At 63.2% G+C, this 20,191-nt stretch carries 24 protein-coding genes; 20 read left to right on the top strand and 4 right to left on the bottom strand.

Annotated features, from left to right (window positions below):
* The first annotated feature begins 128 nt into the window (after window positions 1-128).
* The 6 genes from ispF to rpoS all read left to right on the top strand — a co-directional run bounded on the left by ispF (window position 129) and on the right by rpoS (window position 5,222).
* A complete protein-coding gene (gene ispF, locus ACYUME_RS20245) occupies window positions 129-602 on the top strand; it encodes a 2-C-methyl-D-erythritol 2,4-cyclodiphosphate synthase (protein WP_460416532.1) in 474 nt (157 codons plus the stop codon).
* Window positions 599-1,657 carry a tRNA pseudouridine(13) synthase TruD gene (gene truD / locus ACYUME_RS20240; protein ID WP_460416530.1) on the top strand — a complete coding sequence of 353 codons (1,059 nt, stop codon included), beginning with the start codon at window positions 599-601 and terminating at the stop codon, window positions 1,655-1,657. The genes ispF and truD overlap by 4 nt, the downstream gene beginning before the upstream one ends.
* Window positions 1,645-2,394, top strand: a complete 750-nt coding sequence (gene surE, locus ACYUME_RS20235; protein ID WP_279884714.1) for a 5'/3'-nucleotidase SurE — start codon at window positions 1,645-1,647, stop codon at window positions 2,392-2,394. Before truD ends, surE begins: the two co-directional genes overlap by 13 nt.
* 38 nt (window positions 2,395-2,432) lie before the next feature.
* Window positions 2,433-3,071: a protein-L-isoaspartate(D-aspartate) O-methyltransferase gene (locus ACYUME_RS20230; protein WP_279884747.1), complete on the top strand. Its 639-nt coding sequence runs from the start codon at window positions 2,433-2,435 to the stop codon at window positions 3,069-3,071.
* A gap of 180 nt (window positions 3,072-3,251) precedes the next feature.
* Window positions 3,252-4,109: a peptidoglycan DD-metalloendopeptidase family protein gene (locus ACYUME_RS20225; RefSeq protein ID WP_460416528.1), complete on the top strand. Its 858-nt coding sequence runs from the start codon at window positions 3,252-3,254 to the stop codon at window positions 4,107-4,109.
* Between the two features lie 105 nt (window positions 4,110-4,214).
* Window positions 4,215-5,222 carry an RNA polymerase sigma factor RpoS gene (gene rpoS, locus ACYUME_RS20220; RefSeq protein WP_279884708.1) on the top strand — a complete coding sequence of 336 codons (1,008 nt, stop codon included), beginning with the start codon at window positions 4,215-4,217 and terminating at the stop codon, window positions 5,220-5,222.
* 498 nt (window positions 5,223-5,720) lie between these two features.
* On the opposite strand, the gene fdxA is transcribed toward rpoS, so the two are convergent.
* From fdxA to ACYUME_RS20200, 4 genes are all read right to left on the bottom strand, one after another.
* Window positions 5,721-6,044, bottom strand: coding sequence for a ferredoxin FdxA (fdxA, locus tag ACYUME_RS20215; RefSeq protein ID WP_279884706.1), 324 nt, complete (start codon window positions 6,042-6,044; stop codon window positions 5,721-5,723).
* A gap of 139 nt (window positions 6,045-6,183) precedes the next feature.
* On the bottom strand, window positions 6,184-8,757 hold the full coding sequence (gene mutS, locus ACYUME_RS20210) for a DNA mismatch repair protein MutS (RefSeq protein ID WP_460419405.1): 2,574 nt from the start codon (window positions 8,755-8,757) through the stop codon (window positions 6,184-6,186).
* A gap of 467 nt (window positions 8,758-9,224) precedes the next feature.
* Window positions 9,225-11,183 carry an acyltransferase family protein gene (locus ACYUME_RS20205; protein ID WP_460416525.1) on the bottom strand — a complete coding sequence of 653 codons (1,959 nt, stop codon included), beginning with the start codon at window positions 11,181-11,183 and terminating at the stop codon, window positions 9,225-9,227.
* Window positions 11,184-11,357: 174 nt separating this feature from the next.
* On the bottom strand, window positions 11,358-11,489 hold the full coding sequence (locus ACYUME_RS20200; protein WP_279884703.1) for a hypothetical protein: 132 nt from the start codon (window positions 11,487-11,489) through the stop codon (window positions 11,358-11,360).
* Window positions 11,490-11,588: 99 nt separating this feature from the next.
* On the opposite strand from ACYUME_RS20200, the gene ACYUME_RS20195 reads away from it, so the two are divergent.
* The 14 genes from ACYUME_RS20195 to ACYUME_RS20130 all read left to right on the top strand — a co-directional run bounded on the left by ACYUME_RS20195 (window position 11,589) and on the right by ACYUME_RS20130 (window position 20,104).
* The gene (locus ACYUME_RS20195; RefSeq protein WP_279884701.1) at window positions 11,589-12,326 is read left to right on the top strand and encodes a LexA family transcriptional regulator; all 738 of its coding nucleotides are present in this window, start codon (window positions 11,589-11,591) and stop codon (window positions 12,324-12,326) included.
* A 468-nt stretch (window positions 12,327-12,794) separates the two neighbouring features.
* Entirely contained in the window at window positions 12,795-13,448 is a 654-nt protein-coding gene (locus ACYUME_RS20190) for a hypothetical protein (protein ID WP_279804952.1), read from the top strand.
* Window positions 13,449-13,787: a hypothetical protein gene (locus ACYUME_RS20185; protein WP_279884699.1), complete on the top strand. Its 339-nt coding sequence runs from the start codon at window positions 13,449-13,451 to the stop codon at window positions 13,785-13,787. It abuts the gene before it with no gap.
* A 29-nt stretch (window positions 13,788-13,816) separates the two neighbouring features.
* Entirely contained in the window at window positions 13,817-14,170 is a 354-nt protein-coding gene (locus ACYUME_RS20180; protein WP_279884696.1) for a phage holin family protein, read from the top strand.
* A 14-nt stretch (window positions 14,171-14,184) separates the two neighbouring features.
* Window positions 14,185-14,367, top strand: coding sequence for a hypothetical protein (locus tag ACYUME_RS20175; RefSeq protein ID WP_279884694.1), 183 nt, complete (start codon window positions 14,185-14,187; stop codon window positions 14,365-14,367).
* Window positions 14,368-14,451: 84 nt separating this feature from the next.
* A complete protein-coding gene (locus tag ACYUME_RS20170) occupies window positions 14,452-14,943 on the top strand; it encodes a phage tail tube protein (RefSeq protein ID WP_279884692.1) in 492 nt (163 codons plus the stop codon).
* 14 nt (window positions 14,944-14,957) lie between these two features.
* Window positions 14,958-15,308 carry a phage tail assembly chaperone family protein, TAC gene (locus tag ACYUME_RS20165; protein WP_279884690.1) on the top strand — a complete coding sequence of 117 codons (351 nt, stop codon included), beginning with the start codon at window positions 14,958-14,960 and terminating at the stop codon, window positions 15,306-15,308.
* Window positions 15,309-15,337: 29 nt separating this feature from the next.
* Window positions 15,338-15,592 carry a hypothetical protein gene (locus ACYUME_RS20160; RefSeq protein WP_460416521.1) on the top strand — a complete coding sequence of 85 codons (255 nt, stop codon included), beginning with the start codon at window positions 15,338-15,340 and terminating at the stop codon, window positions 15,590-15,592.
* A gap of 66 nt (window positions 15,593-15,658) precedes the next feature.
* Entirely contained in the window at window positions 15,659-16,909 is a 1,251-nt protein-coding gene (locus tag ACYUME_RS20155) for a phage tail tape measure protein (RefSeq protein ID WP_460416519.1), read from the top strand.
* Between the two features lie 16 nt (window positions 16,910-16,925).
* Window positions 16,926-17,258, top strand: coding sequence for a phage tail protein (locus ACYUME_RS20150; protein ID WP_279884682.1), 333 nt, complete (start codon window positions 16,926-16,928; stop codon window positions 17,256-17,258).
* Window positions 17,259-17,273: 15 nt separating this feature from the next.
* The gene (locus ACYUME_RS20145; protein ID WP_279884680.1) at window positions 17,274-18,026 is read left to right on the top strand and encodes a phage minor tail protein L; all 753 of its coding nucleotides are present in this window, start codon (window positions 17,274-17,276) and stop codon (window positions 18,024-18,026) included.
* A gap of 3 nt (window positions 18,027-18,029) precedes the next feature.
* Window positions 18,030-18,794: a C40 family peptidase gene (locus tag ACYUME_RS20140; protein WP_460416517.1), complete on the top strand. Its 765-nt coding sequence runs from the start codon at window positions 18,030-18,032 to the stop codon at window positions 18,792-18,794.
* 40 nt (window positions 18,795-18,834) lie between these two features.
* On the top strand, window positions 18,835-19,425 hold the full coding sequence (locus ACYUME_RS20135; protein WP_279884675.1) for a tail assembly protein: 591 nt from the start codon (window positions 18,835-18,837) through the stop codon (window positions 19,423-19,425).
* 64 nt (window positions 19,426-19,489) lie between these two features.
* Entirely contained in the window at window positions 19,490-20,104 is a 615-nt protein-coding gene (locus tag ACYUME_RS20130) for a tail assembly protein (RefSeq protein ID WP_279884673.1), read from the top strand.
* Window positions 20,105-20,191: the final 87 nt, after the last annotated feature.

Below are 20,191 nucleotides of genomic sequence, written 5' to 3'. Positions count from 1 at the left end.
GTATCTGCAGCCCTCGGCTTGCAGCGTTCCTTGTGGGAGCGGGTTCACCCGCGAAGGGCTGCGCAGCAGCCCCAATACTGCATGAAAGCAGGTAGAATCACGCCCTGACTCAATCAGGGCGTTTTTCTATGCGTATTGGCCATGGCTACGATGTCCACCGTTTCTGCGACGGTGATTTCATTACCCTGGGCGGGGTGCGTATCCCCCATAAATTTGGCCTGCTGGCCCACTCCGACGGCGATGTGCTGCTGCACGCGGTAAGCGACGCGCTGTTGGGGGCTGCGGCGCTGGGCGATATCGGCAAGCATTTCCCCGACACCGATGCGCGCTACAAAGGTATCGACAGCCGCGAGTTGCTGCGCCACGTGCTGCGCATCGTCGCTGACAAGGGCTGGAAGGTCGGCAACGTCGACGCCACCGTCGTCGCCCAGGCTCCGAAGATGGCCCCGTATATCGAGACCATGCGCCAGCAGATCGCCGCAGACCTGCAGGTCGAACTCGACCAGGTCAACGTCAAGGCCACCACCGAAGAAAAGCTGGGCTTCACCGGCCGCGAGGAGGGCATCGCCGTGCATGCGGTCGCCCTGCTGCTGCCAGCATGACCGAATTTGAACTGCTGGGCCCTCGGGCCTCGGGCGAAGCCTTGGGCAGCGCGGTGCTCAAGGCGGTGGCCGAAGACTTCCAGGTCGATGAAGTCCTCGATATCCCGCTGTCCGGTCAGGGCGAGCACCTGTGGTTGTGGGTCGAGAAGCGCGACCTCAACACCGAAGAGGCGGCCCGTCGCCTGGCCCGAGCCGCCGGCGTGCCGGTGCGCGCCATCAGCTATGCCGGCCTCAAGGACCGCCAGGCCTTGACCCGCCAGTGGTTCAGCCTGCACCTGCCGGGCAAGGCCGACCCCGACCTGTCCCGCGCCGAGGACGACACCCTGCGGGTGCTCAAGCAGGTGCGCCACCAGCGCAAGCTGCAGCGTGGCGCGCATTCGGCCAATGGCTTCACCTTGCGCCTGACCGCGCTGCAGGCGGACCGTCAGGCCCTCGATGCCCGCCTGGAACAACTCAAGCAGCAGGGCGTGCCCAACTACTTCGGCAGCCAGCGCTTCGGCCATGCCGGTGGCAACGTGCACGACGCCCAGGACTGGGCCGCTCGCCAGGCGCTGCCCGAGCAGCGCAATGTGCGCTCGCGGATGCTGTCGGCCGGGCGCAGCTACCTGTTCAACCAGGTATTGGCGGCTCGGGTGACCGATGGCAGCTGGCAGCGCGCCCAGGTCGGCGACCTGCTGGCGTTCACCGACAGTCGCAGTTTCTTCCCGGCAGGGGAGGCCGAGTGCAGCGATCCACGCCTGGCCATTCTCGACCTGCACCCCACCGGTCCGCTGTGGGGCGAGGGGCAGTCGCCCTGCGCTGGCGCGACCCAGGCGCTCGAGAGTGACGTCGCCGCCCGCCATCCGGCATTGTGCCAATGGCTGGCACGAGCGGGCATGGATCACGAACGGCGCATCCTGCGGCTCCCTATCGGGCGTCTGACGTGGCATTATCCCGAGCCTGATATCCTGCAACTGGAATTCGTCCTTCCGGCCGGATGCTTCGCCACCGTGGTGGTGCGCGAACTCGTCGATCTGGTGCCGGCAGGGCAGACGGACAGCCCATGCGTATTCTGATTTCGAATGACGACGGTGTTACCGCACCTGGCATCGCCGCGCTGCATGACGCGCTGGCGGATTACGCCGAGTGCGTGGTGATTGCCCCGGATCAAGACAAGAGCGGTGCCAGCAGTTCGCTGACGCTCGACCGGCCGCTGCACCCGCAGACCCTGGCCAACGGCTTCATCAGCCTCAACGGCACGCCGACCGACTGCGTGCACCTGGGGCTGAACGGCCTGTTGCCGGAAACCCCCGACATGGTGGTGTCCGGTATCAACCTGGGCGCCAACCTGGGTGACGACGTGCTGTATTCCGGCACGGTCGCCGCGGCGCTGGAAGGGCGTTTCCTCGGTGGAACCTCGCTGGCGTTCTCGTTGCTTTCGCGCCTGCCCGACAACCTGCCGAGCGCCGCCTACATCGCCCGCCGCCTGGTCGAGGCGCAGTCGCGGCTGGAACTGCCGCCGCGCACCGTGCTCAACGTCAATATTCCCAACCTGCCGCTGGAGCACATCCGTGGCATCCAGCTTACCCGCCTGGGGCACCGGGCGCGGGCGGCGGCGCCGACCAAGGTGGTCAACCCGCGCGGCAAGGAAGGTTACTGGATCGCCGTGGCCGGAGATGCCGAAGACGGCGGACCGGGCACCGACTTCCACGCGGTGATGCAAGGCTACGTGTCGATCACGCCGTTGCAGCTGGACCGCACCTTCAACGATGCCTTCGAGCGCTTCGAGGGCTGGCTGGAGGGCGTGCTCTGATGCGCGAGCAGGACGATCTGATGCGGCGTGGGATCGGCATGACCTCCCAGCGTACCCGGGAGCGGCTGATCCAGCGCCTGTACGAAGAAGGCGTCTCGAACGCCAAGGTACTCGAGACCATTCGCCGCACCCCGCGCCATCTGTTCGTCGACGAGGCCCTGGCCCATCGCGCGTATGAGGACACGGCCCTGCCGATCGGCCATAACCAGACCATCTCCCAGCCGTTCATGGTCGCGCACATGAGCGAGTTGCTGCTCGAAGCCGGGCCGCTGGACAAGGTGCTGGAGATCGGCACCGGTTCGGGCTACCAGACGGCGATACTGGCCCAACTGGTCGAGCGGGTTTTTTCGGTGGAGCGGATCAAGGTCCTGCAGGACCGGGCCAAGGAGCGCCTGGTCGAGCTCAACCTGCGCAACGTGGTGTTCCGCTGGGGGGACGGTTGCGAAGGCTGGCCGGCGCTGGCCCCCTACAATGGCATCATCGTCACGGCCGTGGCGCCCGAGGTACCCCAGGCATTGCTCGATCAGCTGGCACCGGGCGGACGCATGGTGATCCCGGTCGGGCCGGCCGGGGAGGCGCAGCAACTGATGCTGATCGTGCGTGAGGAGCAGGGCTTCTCGCGCCGGGTGCTCGGTACGGTGCGCTTCGTGCCGCTGCTCAACGGCCCTGTGGCCTGAGCGACGCAGGCACAATAATTTGCGCCGCCAACGAATTAGTGCGCCTGGTGTCTGTCTATCTGGCGTGGCTCCTGGCGCAGACCGGGGCATGACGGGCCCCGCAAGGTGGGTGGCTCGGTTATAATTGAAACATTGTTGCATTTTGCAGCGTCATCTATTGGCACCATGAGGGGAGCGCGGGTGGGTCACACAGTCATGCGGCAGCGCAGGGATCGGTCGGGTTTGAGGCTTCTGGTGATTGCGCTGGCCATGGGCACCCTGCTGGCCGGTTGCTCCAGTACCGGCTCGAACGGCGCGCGTGTGGTCGATCGCAACAACGCGGCGCCCAAGCGTGCGACCGTGACCTCGGGGCAGTACATCGTCAAGCCCGGCGATACGTTGTTCTCCATCGCATTCCGCTACGGCTGGGACTACAAGGAGCTGGCGGCGCGCAACAATATCGCCGCGCCCTATACCATCCGCCCGGGCCAGCCGATTCGCTTCAGCAGCGGTGCTGGTGGCAGCACCACGGTGGTCACGACCAGCCCGTCTTCGTCGAGTCGGACCACGGTCATACGCCGTCCGGTCACGACTACCTCGCCCCCTGCCGGCAATGGCAAAAGTGCCACAACTGCCCCTTCCACCACCTCGCAAACGGTTGCCCAGGTGCCCGCCGCAGAGCGTGCCGTGGGCGGTTGGACCTGGCCGGCGAACGGCGTGCTGATTGGAAAATTCGCTTCAAACGGTAGTTTGAATAAAGGCATTGATATCGCCGGTGATTTGGGACAGCCTGTTTTTGCTGCGTCTGATGGAGCGGTGGTCTACGCCGGCAGTGGCTTGAGGGGCTATGGCGAGCTCATCATCATCAAACACAGCGATACCTACGTCAGCGCCTACGGTCACAACCGCAGGCTCTTGGTTCGGGAGGGGCAGCAGGTCAAGGCAGGGCAGACGATCGCAGAAATGGGGTCCACGGGCACTGATCGGGTGAAGCTGCATTTCGAGATTCGCCGTCAGGGTAAACCCGTCGATCCTCTCCAGTTCCTGCCACGCCGTTGATTGTTGTCCCAGCCTGTTCCTTGGATGTAGAGGGGACAGGCTCCAGCGCTGCCATGGAAAGGTGACGCTCGAGTCTGAGTTCGAACTCAGCAAAGGACTATAACAATGGCTCTCAGTAAAGAAGTGCCGGAGTTTGACATCGACGATGATCTGCTTCTCATGGAGACAGGCATCGTATTGGAAACGGATGTGGTGTCAGACGAACCTGCTGTACCTTCGGTTCGGACCAAGTCGAAATCGGGCGCATCGCCCAAGCAGCACAAGTACATCGATTACAGCCGGGCGCTCGATGCCACCCAGCTGTATCTCAACGAAATCGGCTTCTCGCCTCTGCTGTCGCCGGAGGAGGAAGTGCATTTCGCACGCCTGTCGCAAAAAGGCGACCCTGCCGGTCGCAAGCGCATGATCGAAAGCAACCTGCGCCTGGTGGTCAAGATCGCCCGCCGTTACGTCAATCGTGGCCTGTCCCTGCTCGATCTGATCGAGGAAGGCAACCTGGGCCTGATCCGGGCGGTGGAGAAGTTCGACCCCGAGCGTGGCTTCCGCTTCTCGACCTATGCGACCTGGTGGATCCGCCAGACCATCGAGCGGGCGATCATGAATCAGACCCGCACCATCCGCCTGCCCATTCACGTGGTCAAGGAGCTCAACGTCTACCTGCGGGCTGCCCGCGAGCTGACGCAGAAGCTCGATCACGAGCCGTCACCGGAAGAAATCGCCAGCCTGCTGGAAAAGCCGGTGGCGGAGGTCAAGCGCATGCTCGGTCTCAACGAGCGCGTGTCCTCGGTGGATGTCTCGCTTGGCCCGGACTCCGACAAGACACTGCTCGACACGCTCACCGACGACCGTCCGACAGATCCCTGCGAGCTGCTGCAGGACGATGACCTGTCACAGAGCATCGATCAGTGGCTCGGCGAGCTGACCGACAAGCAACGCGAGGTGGTGGTCCGTCGCTTCGGTCTGCGTGGCCATGAGAGCAGCACCCTGGAGGACGTCGGGCTGGAAATCGGTCTGACCCGCGAGCGTGTTCGGCAGATCCAGGTCGAGGGGCTCAAGCGTCTACGCGAGATCCTCGAAAAGAATGGCCTGTCCAGTGAGTCGCTGTTCCAGTAATCGCTACTCAGGTGAAATGCAAACGCCCCGATATCGTTCGGGGCGTTTGCATTTCACCCTGACCTGAGGCTGCTGACCTCCCCACCGCAATATTTATTTATCCACCCTCGTGGTACAGCGTGTAAGCAATTGCTTACTCGTTATGTAAGTAATCGCTGTAGGGATCAGTAAATCAATGTCGTTTTCAATGACGTACATTTCATAAGCGACTGAAAAATATGGAGTTTTAATTCAAATAAAAATCTAGCACCTGAAACAAGTGGGGAGATCTACCGCTTGTTTCCCCTCGGGGAATCGCTAGTATTCGAACTGTGTCGACGGACTGACACAGGCTTTCAAGGATGACGGCCAAGGACATCGCAGGACGCGATTCATCAGGATGATGATTGGGACATACAGGGACTACGGAAAAAATGTGGGCGGGTCAAACCGCCCCTTTTTTTTGCCCGTTGAAAATGAAAAAAGGCCCTTGCGGGCCTTTTTCGTATCCGGAGGCGATCAGCGTTCCAGGTCGGCAATCTTGCCTGGCTTGCCATCCCACTCTTCGGCGTCCGGCAGGGCGTCTTTCTTCTCGGTGATGTTCGGCCAGATCTCCGCGAGCTCGGCGTTCAGCTCGATGAAGTTCTCCATGCCGGCAGGTATTTCGTCTTCCGAGAAAATGGCCTGGGCTGGGCATTCAGGTTCGCACAGCGCACAGTCGATGCACTCGTCCGGGTGAATGACCAGGAAGTTCGGGCCTTCGTAGAAGCAGTCCACCGGACAGACTTCCACGCAGTCGGTGTACTTGCATTTGATGCAGTTGTCGGTGACGACGAAGGTCATTTCTAATTCTCTCCTCAGGCGACGGCAGCTTGCCCTTCCTTCCAGGGCAGCGCGGCTCACGGTGGTGGCTGCAGGCCAGGCTAATAACCTGCAGCACTCGCAAACCGCGCCGGATTCTACCAGCTTGCGCGGTGGGCCGTTATAACAGGTTTTTCAGTTGATATAGCATTTCGATAGCTTGGCGCGGCGTCATGTCGTCCAGGTCCAGCTTGCCCAGCTTCTCGATGGCCGGGTGTGGCAGGCTGGCGAACAGGTCGCTCTGGTGCGGCACGCTTGGCTCGCCCTTGCTCTTGCTGGCAATCGGCGCTTCATGGGGCAGGCTGGCGGTTTCCAGGCGGCCCAGGTGTTCGCGGGCACGCTGGATCACCGGCGCCGGCACTCCGGCCAACTGTGCCACGGCCAGGCCGTAGCTCTGGCTGGCGGGCCCGGGCAGCACATGGTGCAGGAACACGATGCGCTCGTTGTGCTCGGTGGCGTTCAGGTGCACGTTGGCCACCAGCGGCTCGCTCTCCGGCAGCACGGTCAGCTCGAAGTAGTGGGTGGCGAACAGCGTGTAGGCGCGCAGCTGGGCCAGGCGCTCGGCGGCGGCCCAGGCCAGCGACAGGCCGTCGAAGGTGCTGGTGCCGCGACCGACTTCGTCCATCAGCACCAGGCTGCGGTCGGTGGCGTTGTGCAGGATGTTCGCGGTCTCGCTCATCTCGACCATGAAGGTCGAGCGCCCGCCCGCCAGGTCGTCGCTGGAGCCGATACGGGTGAAGATGCGGTCCACCAGCGACAGCTCGCAGCGGGCGGCCGGCACGAAGCTGCCGATATGCGCCATCAGCACGATCAGCGCGGTCTGGCGCATGTAGGTGGACTTACCGCCCATGTTCGGGCCGGTGATGATCAGCATGCGCGTGCTGTCGTCCAGGCCCAGGTCGTTGGCCACGAACGGCGTGGTCAGTACTTGCTCGACCACCGGGTGACGGCCCTGGTCGATGCGCAGGCAAGGTTCGTCGACGAAGCTTGGGCAGTTCAGGTCCAGGTTCAGCGCGCGCTCGGCCAGGTTGCTCAGCACGTCCAGCTCGGCCAGGGCGGCGGCGCTGTCCTGCAGCGGCGCCAGGTGGCCGATCAGGGTCTCGAGCAGGGCGTCGTAGAGCATCTTCTCGCGGCTCAGGGCGCGGCTCTTGGCTGATAGGGCCTTGTCCTCGAATGCCTTGAGCTCGGGGGTGATGAAGCGCTCGGCGCCCTTGAGGGTCTGGCGCCGGATGTAGTCGCCCGGCGCCTGTTCGGCCTGCTTGGTCGGCAGTTCGATGTAGTAGCCGTGCACACGGTTGTAGCCGACCTTGAGGTTGGCAAGGCCAGTGCGGGCCTTCTCGCGGGCTTCCAGGTCGATGAGGAACTGGCCGGCGTTCTCGCTCATGGCCAGCAGCTCGTCGAGCTCGCTGTCGTAGCCGGTCTTGAGCACGCCGCCGTCGCGGATCACCGCTGGCGGGTTGTCGATGATCGCCCGCTCCAGCAGCCCGGCCAATTCAGGGTAGGTGCCGGTGATGGCGGCCAGGCGGGCCAGGTGCGGGGCTTCCAGTTCGGCCATGGCGTTCTGCAGCTCGGGCAGGGCGCCGAGGGCGTCGCGCAGGCGCGCCAGATCACGGGGCCGGGCGTTGCGCAGGCCGATGCGCGCGAGAATGCGCTCGATGTCGCCAATTTCCTTGAGCTGCGGTTGCAGCTTCTCGAAGCGGTAGCCGTCGAGCAGGCAGCGGATCGAGTCCTGGCGAGCCTTCAGCACTTTCAGGTCGCGCAATGGACGGTTCAGCCAGCGGGTCAGCAGGCGGCTGGCCATGGCGGTCTGGCAGCGGTCGATGACCGACTGCAGGGTATTGTCGCGCCCGCCGGCCAGGTTGATGTCCAGCTCCAGGTTGCGGCGGCTGGCGGCATCGAGGATGACCGTGTCGTCCAGGCGCTCGTGGCGCAGGCTGCGCAGGTGGGGCAGGGCGGTGCGCTGGGTTTCCTTGGCATAGCCCAGCAGGCAGCCCGCGGCGCCGATGGCCAGGGTCAGCTTGTCGCAGCCGAAGCCCTTGAGGTCCTGGGTGGCGAACTGCTGACACAGGCTCTTGCGCGCCGAATCGCGGTCGAAGTCCCATGGCGCGCGACGGCGCGCGCCCGGGCGTTTCTCCGCCGGCAGGCCCTGCGGCCAGTCGTCGGGGATCAGCAGTTCCACCGGGTTGATGCGCTCGAGCTCGGCCAGCAGGTTCTCCCAGCCCTTGATCTCCTGCACCGTGAAGTTGCCGCTGGTGATGTCCAGCACAGCCAGGCCGAACAGGCGCTCGTCGCCCAGCAGGGCGGCGATCAGGTTGTCGCGGCGCTCGTCGAGCAGCGCCTCGTCACTGATCGTGCCGGGGGTGATGATGCGCACCACCTGGCGCTCCACCGGGCCCTTGCTGGTGGCCGGGTCGCCGATCTGCTCGCAGATCACCACCGACTCGCCGAGCTTGACCAGCTTGGCCAGGTAGCCCTCGAGCGAATGGAATGGAATCCCGCACATGGGGATCGACTGGCCGGCCGACTGCCCGCGGGCGGTCAGGGTGATATCCAGCAGTTTCGCGGCCTTCTTCGCGTCTTCGTAGAAGATCTCGTAGAAGTCGCCCATGCGGTAGAACATCAGCTGGTCCGGATGCTGGTTCTTCAGCTTCCAGTACTGCTGCATCATTGGGGTGTGTGCGGAGAAGTCAGAAATTGCTTTATTCATCAAGTGGTTAGAGCATTTTTCTCAAAGGTGTGGGGCAAATTTGGGGTTTTCCGCTTTGTTTTTGGATGCTGTCCCAGATCTACTGAAACTCTGTCGAAGACTCGTCATCCATCCATTTTGCGTAGACCTCCACCAGCATGGTGAAGTCCTTGTAACCCATTTGCTGCGCGATGAGCGCAAGGTTACCACGGGCAGTCAGGCACCAGCACGCATAGGTGTGTCGAGTTTGGTTTTGCCCCGAGCCGGTGCCGCCACCAACGACGCGCTGCAGGCGGCATGATGGCGGGCGAGCGCGAGGCCATGAGGACGCAAACCATGGCTGATGCTGTCGATTTTGCCGATGACCGGGTTGAGTATTTTCTCCAGCTGTCGCTTCAGCGTCTTGCGCGGTTGACGCGGCGCCCGAAGCCTCCCGTTGCAGGATGCGCGGTGCGCCGCTTTCAGAGTTGGGGCGGTCAGTGGAAGGTGTCTGCCAGGCCGATATCGCGAAGTGCATCTGCGGAGCTGCGCGGGATGCTGGAAAATACATGTTTAACAAATGTGGCGGTCAAGTGGTTCCAGTCTTCCATGAACGGAACACCGTTTACACTGGCCGGACACTTGGCTTTCTGATAGCCGCACAGTAACTCGATGACGTCTACGAAATGATAATTCAGGTCGCTGGGCACATCGCTCGATGTTTGTGTTTGTGTCGTTGCTGGATAAATGGCTTTCTCCAAGCAGGCTCTTGAGTCTTTGCCACTGGCGAACATGGTGTTCATGCACGTCTCACCTTTGCTGGAATCGAGTTGGTAGTAATCGCCAAATATGTAGGCTTCAGCGCCAGTGCGTGCTTTCAGGGCTTTGAGTAGCTCGAACCTAAATTTGTTGGCCTGGTACTCGAAGGGGCGATGTGAAACCAGGAAGATTTTTTCAACTGATTTCAGAATCTCTTTGTCGTTTGCGTACCGGTCAAAGGCAGAGCAATTTTTCTCATATTTAGACTCGGTGGTTGTGACGGTGATACGGGAGCTATTTATGTCTACCTGGCAGTGGAGATAGCTGATCGAAATGGTACGGTACTGTTTGTGGTCGATGTTTTCATTGATGCCTATCGACCAGTTCGGAACATAAGAGTCGCCGATGATAAGGATGGTTTTTGCTGGGGCTTCTGCCGTCCGATAGATGGCACTGTTCTGTGAATCATTTGTGAAGCGCTGGAGCAGATCATGTTCCGCCTGTTGAGCGGTGAGCGGGTAAAAACCTTCTGCTCGCTCGGGGAACCCTGAGTTTGCGTTGCCGATGTACCCCACCACTGCCAGCGCCATGCCAGCCGCCAGCGCCGCCGAGATCACGGCGTTGGATGCCCGGCCCTTCGTTCTCCTCGCTGGATTCTCGATGAGCCTGTAACTGATGATGGAGAGCACGAATGTGAGTGCGATCAGCAGCGTGATGAGAGGTTTGCTCAGGTCTTGCGAGAAGTGGAGCTTGGCCAGTGCCAGCACGGGCTGGTGCCACAGATACGCGCTGTAGCTGAGCATTCCGACGAGCAGGGCTGCGCGCAGGGTGAGCAGGCGGTAGACCAGGCTCCCCTCGCGAGAGAACTGGATGATGAGTGCTGCCCCGACTACGGCAGGTAGCGTATGTAGGGCGCCCAGGTGCGCCATTTTCTTGTACGCGAAGATCGATACCAGTACCAACACCAAGCCAAGGGCGCTCATGATGCTGGTGAGCCGGCTGCTGGTTGGCTTCCAACCGATCATGGCAATGAGGGCGCCGGTCAGAATCTCCCATGCTCTGGCAGGCAGCAGATAGAACGCGCCTGTCTGGTCCTTTCCATAGAGCCAGACCGAAAAGGCGAGGCTCATAATCAGCAGAGCGCAAAGCAGCATGGTCAGTGAACGAGTTCCTGTCTTCCACAGCGCCAGAATGAGGAGGGGAAAGATAATGTAATACTGCTCTTCTACTGCAAGGCTCCATGTGTGCAAGAGCGGCTTGAGGCTTGCAGTGGTGTCAAAGTATCCGCTTTGCATCCAGAACAAAATATTCGAACTGAATGTCAGTGTGGCCAAGATGCTTTGGGCGAATGACTGCATTTCCGCCGGGGGAAGTGTGTACCAGGCAAACGGGATGGTGCACGCAATCACTAAGAACAACGCAGGTAGTATTCGCTTGGCTCGTCTACTGTAAAAAGATGAGAGCTTGAATGTTCCGGCGTTCTTCTCCATTAAAATGATGGAGGTGATCAAAAAGCCGCTGATGACAAAAAAGATGTCAACGCCTACAAAGCCGCCACGAAAGGAGTTTAACCCGGCATGAAACAAAATGACCGGCAGCACGGCTAGGGCGCGAAGTCCATCAATGTCCGGGCGGTATGATAAATGCCCGTTGTTTTTTAGGGCGCTATCTGTCCCTTGCATTTTCAGCGATGTCATTACGAGAGAAACTCCGGGTGAAAGCACGCTAAATCCGTAAGGCACGCATTTTACCCGTATTGAATTCGTCGGGCAAAAGTGGGCGCTCTGCCTGCCGACGATAAAGTAGCAAACCGGGAGAATACGCCAATATTCAGCACGGCCCGCCGAACCGGCAGACCCTTCCTGCTAGTTTCAGTCGTGGCTCCTGCGTGCAGCAAGGCCGAGGTGCTGCTGCTGGATCTGCGGCTGCCTGGTGAGTTCAGCGGCTTTACAGCCGGCGGTGGCGACGAAGTACTCGAGCTGGCGGAAGGTGAAGCCGATCATCGTGGTCCCTCTTGTGCCGTGGGGATTGCCTGGCCTGAGGCTACCCTATCCAGGGCGACGCGATTGCAATTTCGCCGCACTGCCGGCAATATGCATTTTATGCAAAAGCGCAACGTAGCCACCGTACTCAGAGAACTGCTCGATCGCCACGGCCTGTCACCGACGGAGCTGCACCGGCGCACGGGTGTACCGCAATCGACCCTGTCGCGGATCCTCGCCGAGAAGATCGTCGATCCGTCGGACAAGCATGTGTCGAGGATCGCCGAATATTTTGGCGTGAGCACCGACCAACTGCGGGGGCGTGCCGAGCTGGGCGAGTCGCGTGACGCGGCGCCCCTGACCCAGGGCCATTCGGCCCTGAGCGATATCAGCCTGTGGGACGATGAAACTCCCGTCGAGGACGACGAGGTGTCCGTTCCTTTTCTCCGTGAGGTCGAGTTGGCAGCAGGATCAGGAAGATTCGTCATCGAAGAGAGCGAGAACGCGCGCCTGCGTTTCGGCAAGCGCAGCCTGCGCCACAACGGTGTGCAGTTCGATCACGCCAAGTGCGTGACGGTGCGCGGCAACAGCATGTTGCCGGTACTGCGCGATGGCGCGACGGTCGGGGTCAACACCGGTCGATGCGGTATCGGTGACATCATCGATGGCGATCTCTACGCCATCAACCACAATGGCCAGCTGCGGGTGAAGCAGGTCTACCGTCTGCCTACCGGCATCCGCTTGCGCAGCTTCAATCGCGATGAACACCCCGACGAGGACTACAGCTTCCAGCAGATGCAGGACGAGCAAATCAGCCTGCTGGGTCATGTGTTCTGGTGGGGCATGTACGCCCGCTAACTCCCTTTCCCTGGAAAAGCCCGCTTCGGCGGGTTTTTTTTCGTCTTCAGAAAATCCCTACGGCCCGCATCCGCAAAGGCCCTCATGCATTTCAGCAAATGCACGTGCATAAATATTTCCAAAATTGCATTGACTGCATATGCATTGATGCATAACCTGTGTCTCAAGCCGGTCAGCAACCGGTTGTTACACAGGCAGCGATGAACAGGCCTCGACTGTTCAGAGGGTTGGCAACTGGCCCGGGTGTGCAGCGTAAAGCACCACGATCAGTTATCCGGCGGGCAGGCGGCCGCGGTCGGAGTCACCAATTTGAAGCGGAACCGCGCGGCGTCACCAGTCGTGGCCGGCGGTTCGACAACGCATTACTGAAAAGCCTGCGTGGCGGGCTTTTTGGAATGCCGAGGCAGTGCGAGGCGCTTGAGCTCTCGCCAGCTTCATACCTACGGAATTCATCGCAACGGAGGTGAAATGGGTTTCGAAATCATCAACATGGGCGCGGCGCCCACTGGCGTCGGCGGCGACACGGTGCGCACCGGCTTCGACAAGGTCAACCGCAACCTGGCGCAGCTCAAGGACCGCGCCCTGCAGCCCGACTACTCGACGCTGTCCGGCCAGCTGTACCGCGAGGTCGGCGTGATGGCGGTGTCCAACTACGTGAACGCGTTCACGCTCAAGACCAAGGTGCCCAGCGCCGGCGGCATTGCGCCGATGGTGCGCCTGCATGGCTGCCTGGCCACTTACACGTCGCCGATCACCATCGACCTGAGCTGGTACTTCTACGACGGCAAGATCGTCGCGGCCACCGCGCTGGTCAACACGTCCTCGCGGGAGATGGGCACCCTGGCCGCCAACAATGGCCTGCAGATCATCCTCTACGAGGAAAACGGCCTGGCCAACCTGTACCTGAAGTTCCCGGCCCGGGCCTACTACCCGCGCTTCGCGGTCAGTTGCCTGAACACCGGTGCGCTGGCCATGCCCGGAGGGCAGGAGTCGGACTGGGGCATCGTGGTCGACGGGCCGCCACCGGCCGCGGCCTTGCAGCAGGTGCCGTTCACCATCGTCACCACCCTCAACACAGCCAACTGCAAGGTCGGCAACGACGGCACGATCAAGGTGGCCTGAATGCGCGCAATCATCACGCTGCTCAACGACGGCAGCACCTACGACATCACCCCGGCAGAGGCGCGACTGGCCTCGCAGGCACTCGGCGAGGGCCGGTTCAGGATCACCGGCAGCCAGGGCCTGGTGCCTTTCCCGCCGGCCAGTGTCGGTTGGGGCTACTCGCTCAGCCACATGGACAGCAAGGCCGACGTGGCCATCGAGCATGACCCGGCCTCGGGCGACCTGCTGGTGACCGTCACCCGCGACGGCCAGCCCTATCGGCTGATCAGCACGCTGATGCTGCATGTCCTGGCCGAAGCGCTTCCCGACGTGCCGATCATCCAGTCGATGGAGGGATGAACATGGCCATTTTTCAAGGAGGGAGGACTTTGACAAACGAACAACAGGCACTGCTCGACATGCCGATCTGGCTGGTGATCGCCCTGGCTTTGCTGGGCGGTCTGTCCGGCGAAATGTGGCGCGCGGACAAGGCTGGTGCCCGTGGCTGGGCGCTGCTACGGCGCCTGGCGCTGCGCTCCGGGGCCTGCATGGTCTGTGGTGTCTCGACGGTCATGCTGCTGTACGCCAGCGGCATGTCGATCTGGAGCGCCAGCGCCTTCGGCTGCCTCACCGCCATGGCGGGCGCCGATGTCGCCATAGGCCTTTATGAACGCTGGGCGGCTCGCCGCCTGGGTATCGAGCAACCGGTGGCCGGCGCCGACGCCGACGACCGTGGACGCTGAAACAGGAGCCCCGCATGAGCGAAACGCAACTCGAAGCACTGTTGCTGGCCCTGGGCAACCAGGCTGCGGTGCAGACCGCCCTGGGCCAGTCGATCGAACGGCTGGCGCTGAGCAACGAACAACTGGTGGCCTATCTGAAGAGCCGTGAACCGGACCCTGACGCGCCGCCTTATCTGGATGGCTCGAAGCCAGCCTGAAGCTTTCCCCTTTATCTGTAGCACCCGACCGACCGTCCGGGATTTCCCGCGACGGCTTTCATCATGTTCAAGGAGAACACCCCTATGTCGATTCTTACCCAAGGCACCCAGATCTACGCACTGGTTCCACCGGTCTCCGGCACCGGTCCGCTCAGCGTGCTGCAAGTCGAGCACGTGACTTCGTTCGAACCGGGCGGCGCGCCGGCCGAGCAGATCGAGGACACCAGCCTCGACGCCGCGGAGCGCACCTACAAGAAAGGCCTGCGCACCCCTGGCACGGCCACCCTGGGCCTCAACGCCGATCCGACCAATGCCAGCCACATCCGCCTGCACCAGTTGTCCGAAGCCAAGGGCAACACCACCGTCAAGTGGGTGGTGGGCTGGTCCGACGGCAAGGATGTCGCGCCAACGGTCAACAGCAAGGGCGATGGCTTCGAGCTGCCGGCCACCCGTACCTGGTTTGCCTTCGAAGGCTACGTGGCCGACTTCCCGTTCAACTTCGCCCTCAACGCGGTGGTCACCACCTCGGTGAGCATCCAGCGCACCGGCGGCTCCACCTGGGCGAAAAAGGCCTGAGCCCGGAGGACTGAATGAACATCAATCAACTCAAGGCCCTGGGCGGCATCGTCGACAGCCAGCGCGTGCGCAAGGAAGTCGTCTGGAACCGGCCTGACCCACAGACCGGCGAGATGCTCGCCCAGACCCTGGTGGTGCATGTGCGCCGTCATTCGTTCGGGGTGATCGAGCGCCTGTTCGCCGAGCAGGAATCGTCCCACAGCCGCAATGCCCATTACCTCGCCGCGTCGATCAGCCTCGGCGAGGAGGGCGAGGAGCCACTGCGCGTCGAGGATGCCTTCAACCTCGAGCCGTCGCTGGGCTTCGTGCTGCTCAACGCCATCAACGAAGTCAACGGCACCGGAAACACCCCGGCAAAGAACTGACGGCCGCCGATGAGTTCTGGCACGAGCTGGTGCTCAACGGCATCGGCGGCCGCACGATTGGCGAGGCCAAGGAACGGCTGAGCTACGCGGAAGCCAGGGACTGGGCGCAGTACATCCAGCGCCATGGCTCCTTGCACGGCGGTCGCCGGCTGGAGGCCAGTATCGCCATGTTGGCGCTGCAGGCCAACCATCAAGCCGGTGGCAGCGCCGAGTTGATCGATTTCATGCCTCACGAGCGGCGCCAGGGGGTGTCGCTCGAGAGTGCCATGCAGCAGTGGTGCTGAAGACCGGCACCACCTTCTTCACGAAACCCGCCGCAGCGGGTTTCACCATGATCAGGGAGTAGGCCCATGGCAACCAACCTTGCCAGTTTCAGCCCGACGATCGACCTCTCCAGCCTCGAACGGGCACTGTCCAGGGCATCGGCCCTCAGTGACCGCACCCTGCGCGAGATGCAGAAGAACGTCGAGGCTTTCAACCAGAAGTACCTCAAAAGTGTGGGCGCCGTCGCCGATTCGAGCCTGGACATCTCGAGAAAGGCACTGGATCGCTTCCAGTCCGCCTATGCGCCACCTAGCTGGGATCAGGCGGTGCAGGACGATCCTGTCAGGCCCTACAGCGAAGCGCTGCGCAAGCAGCACGCCGCCACCGAGCTCGACGTGGCGAAGATGGGCATGAGCAAGCGCCGCGCCGGCCTGGCCGACCAGCTGTTCAAGGTCGACGAAGGCTACCGCGCCGAACGGGACCAGTTCGAACAGGCCAACCCGCTGGGCGCCAATGGCCCTGACGGGGCGAACTACCAGCAACAGCTGGAGGACATGCGCGCCCGGCATGCCGACATGACCAACCAGGTGCTCAACGACTATGACCTGATGAGTCAGGCGCGTGGCGACTGGATGGTCGGCGCGTCCGCGGCGTGGCAGGAGTATCTCGATACTTCCAGCAACGTCGCGGCGCAATCGCAAGCAGTCTTCGCCAGCGTCTTCGACCGCATGGGCAGCGCCGTGCAGACCTTCGCCACCACCGGCAAGCTGTCGTTCTCCGACTTCGCCAAGTCGGTGATCGCCGACATGGCCGCGCTGGCGGCCAAGACCGCGGCCTCCAAGGCGCTGAGCAGCCTGCTCGGGTTTGGCATGAACCTCGTCGGCTCGTGGTTCAGCGGTGGTTCCGCGCCCACCGCCACCAACATGTCCGTGGGCGGCACCAGTACCACCTTCACCCCGCAGCTCGACGTCAGCGGCCTGAAGTTCGCCAAGGGCGGTGCCTTCACCAACAGTGTCGCCACGGGTCCGACCCTGGCACCGATGGCGCTGTTCGGCGAAGCCGGTCCCGAAGCGATCATGCCACTGACGCGCGGCGCCGACGGCGCCTTGGGCGTCCGTGCCCTGGGCGCTGGCTCGGGCGCCAGCCACAGCAGTGAAGTGGTGATCCAGCAGACCATCAACGTGGCCGCTGGTGACGGTAACGCCGCGGCGGGCGAGGGCAATGCCCAGCGCCTGGCCAACGCCTATGCCGGCGCCGCCCGCCAGGGCGCCAGCGAGCAGATTTCCCGCGAGCTGATGCCGGGCGGGCAGATCTGGTCGGCCATCCATGGCCGTTGATCAAGGAGAACATCACATGGAAACCTTTACCTGGAGCCCCAGGACCGAACCGACCGGCACCGTGGAATACCGCGTGCGCACGGTGCAGTTCGGCGACGGCTACCAACAGGCGGTGGCCGATGGCATCAACAATCGCAGCCAGTCCTGGCCGCTGGTGTTCATCGGTGACGAGATCAAGATCCGCGCGATCGCCGAGTTCCTCGACCGCCACGCTGGCAGTCGTGCCTTTCGCTGGACCGCGCCACTGGGCAAGCCGGGCTTGTACCGCTGCAAGGGCTATCAGCCGACCGCCAAGGGCGGCGGCCTGTACAGCATCAGTGCGACCTTCGAGCAGGCTTTTCACCCATGACCGAGGAGAGCAGACATGGCTCTGATCAATGACATCCAGAAACTCGAGCCGGGCGCGGAAATCGTGCTGTTCGAGATCGACGGCAGCGAGTTCGGCGCCGACACCCTGCGCTTTCACGGTCATGCCATCACCCATGAGCCCGATGCCGTCGCTGCGGCGGACCAGGCCAAGGCCGACTTGCCGGCCCGCTCGATCTGGTGGCAGGGCAACGAGTACGCCGCCTGGCCGGTGCAGGTCGACGGCATAGGCGCCAACAGCAATGGTCGCGCCACGCGGCCGAAGTTCACCGCTGGCAACGTCGATGGCCGGGTCACCGCCTTGTGCCTGGCCTTCGAGGACCTGCTCAAGTTCAAGCTGACCGTGCGCCAGACCTTGGGCCAGTACCTGGATGCGCGCAACTTCGCCGCCGGCAATGCTCAGGCCGATCCTACCCAGGAAGCCCTGGAGATCTGGTTCCTCGACCAGAAGACCCAGGAGGACGACGAGCAAGTGCAGTGGGAGTTGTCGTCCCCCGGCGAGATCGACAACCACGGCTTGCCGGGTCGGCAGATGACCGCCTACTGCCATTGGGCCATGACCAATGGCTATCGCGGCCCGAACTGCGGCTACACCGGCAGCTTGCGTTTCGACGACGAAGACCGCCCCACCGACGATCCGGCCAAGGATCGCTGCAAGGGCGGCCTGGGCTCGTGCAAGCTGCGCTTCGGCGAGGCGGCCGAGCTGCCCCACGGCGGCTTTCCGGCCGTCTCGCTGATCGCCCGGAGCTGAACCATGGCACCGGAGCTGCTCGATGCGATTCGTGGCCATGCCGCCGAGGACTACCCCCGCGAAGCCTGCGGACTGGTCATCGAGCGGGCGGGGCAGTTGCAGTACCAGCGTTGCCGCAACACCGCCAGCGAGCCCGGCGAAGAGTTCCGCATCGATCCGCACGACTACGCGGCGGCGGAAGACCTGGGGGAGATCGTCGCGGTGGTGCATTCGCATCCCGATGCCAGCAGCCTGCCGTCCACCCGCGATCTGGCCATGTGCGAGGCCACGGGCCTGCCCTGGCATATCCTGTCCTGGCCGGAAGGCGACTTGCGCACGATCCGGCCCAAGGGCGACACGCCGTTGCTCGGACGCCCTTTCGTGCATGGCCTGTGGGACTGCTGGCAGGTGTGCGCCGACTGGTATCTGCGCGAATGGGGCCTGACCTTCCCCCACTACAGCCGCGAGGATGGTTGGTGGGAGGACGCCCAGGGCCCGAGCCTGTACGAGCAGGCCTATGCCAACGCCGGCTTCGTCGCGGTGGACACACCGCAACGTGGCGACATGCTGGTCATGGCCATCGGTCGCACCGCCCATCCCAACCACGCCGGCATCTACCTGGGCAGCGACCCCCGCCTGCCTGGCGAGCCATGGACGCCGACCGGCGCCGGCCCGTTCCTGCTGCACCATCTGTATGGACGCCCCAGCGAAGTGATCGTCTTCGGTGGCCCGTGGCTGGATCGCACTCGGCTGGTGCTGCGTCATCGCGATGCCGCCGCCAGCGGTTGAGCGGCTTTCGTTTCAAGCAGATTCTCACAGGAGGCCATAGATGGCTGTATCCGTGATCAATGCGCCAGCCACGACCACCATCAAGTTGTCCGGTGTGCTGGCGCGCAAGTTCGGCCGCGAGCACCGGCGGCGCCTGGACAGTGGCCAGGCCTGGGAGGTGTTCCGTGCCTTGCGCAACACCCTGGAAGGTTTCGAGCAAGAGATCCGTCGGCTCGACCGCCTGGGCATGCGCTTCGCGATCTTTCGCAATCGCCGCAACGTCGACAGCAATGCCTTCGCCCTGGGCGGCACCAGTGAACTGCGCATCGTCCCGGTGCTGGCCGGCAGCAAGCGTGGCGGCATCCTGCAGACCATCGTCGGCGCGGTGATGATCGTCGGCGGGCTGTACTTCGGGCAGACCTGGGCGGTGCAGATGGGCGCCGGCCTCATGGCCGGCGGCGTGATGCAGATGCTCAGCCCGCAGCCCAAGGGGCTCAAGCTCAGCGCCAGCCCTTCGAACACCCCAGGCTACGCCTTCGGCAATGCCCGCAACACCGTGACCACCGGCCTGCCGGTGCCGCTGTGCATCGGCAGGCGCCGCTGGGGCGGGGCGATCGTCAGCGCGGCCATCTACGCCGAGGATCGCCTGTGAGGGCAGGGCGCCACTCGGTCAATGCGGCTGCCCCTGGCAGCCGTCTTTCGCAGAAGGAGTTGCAATGTCAGCAGCCACCATTCATTCGCCGCTGACCCGTGTCAGGCTCGGCGGCCAACTGCGTCAGTTCGGCAAGACCTTCGAACTGGCGGTCAACACCCCGCGCGAGGCGATCAAGGCCTTGTGCGTGCTGCTACCTGGTTTCGAGCGGTTTCTCGCCAATGCCCGTTCGCGCGGGCTGGAGTTCGCCGTGTTCAACGACCACCGCAATGTCGGCGAGGCGGAGCTCGGTTTCCAGGCCCGGGAGGAAATCCGCATTGTCCCGGTGGTCGCCGGCAGCAAGCGCGCTGGCACCCTGCAGACCATCGTCGGCGTCGTGATGATCGCCGCCGCCGCCATCTACAGCGGTGGCGTCGGTGCCGCGTTCGCCTCGGAGGGGACGGTGGGCTTCGTCGCCAACATGGGCGCGGCCATGGCGCTGGGAGGCGTCATGCAACTGCTCAGCCCGCAGCCCAAGGGGTTGAGCATGAGCCAGGCACCGGAGAACACCCCCGGCTACGCCTTCGGCGCGGCGCGCAACACCACCGCCTCGGGCAACCCGGTGCCGCTGTGCGTCGGCAAGCGGCGCTGGGGCGGCGCCATCATCAGCGCGGCGATCTACGCCGAGGACCGGCTCTGAGCGCCAGGGTCACAATGCCAGGTACAGCGCCATAGCGGTCCTGAACCCCCGGCCATATTCAGCCAACCGCCTCGGAGGCGGTTTTTT

The organism is Pseudomonas sp. microsymbiont 2 (assembly GCF_054788395.1).
Note: the sequence above shows the minus strand (reverse complement) of the source record. Positions and strands in the feature narration are given on the sequence as shown.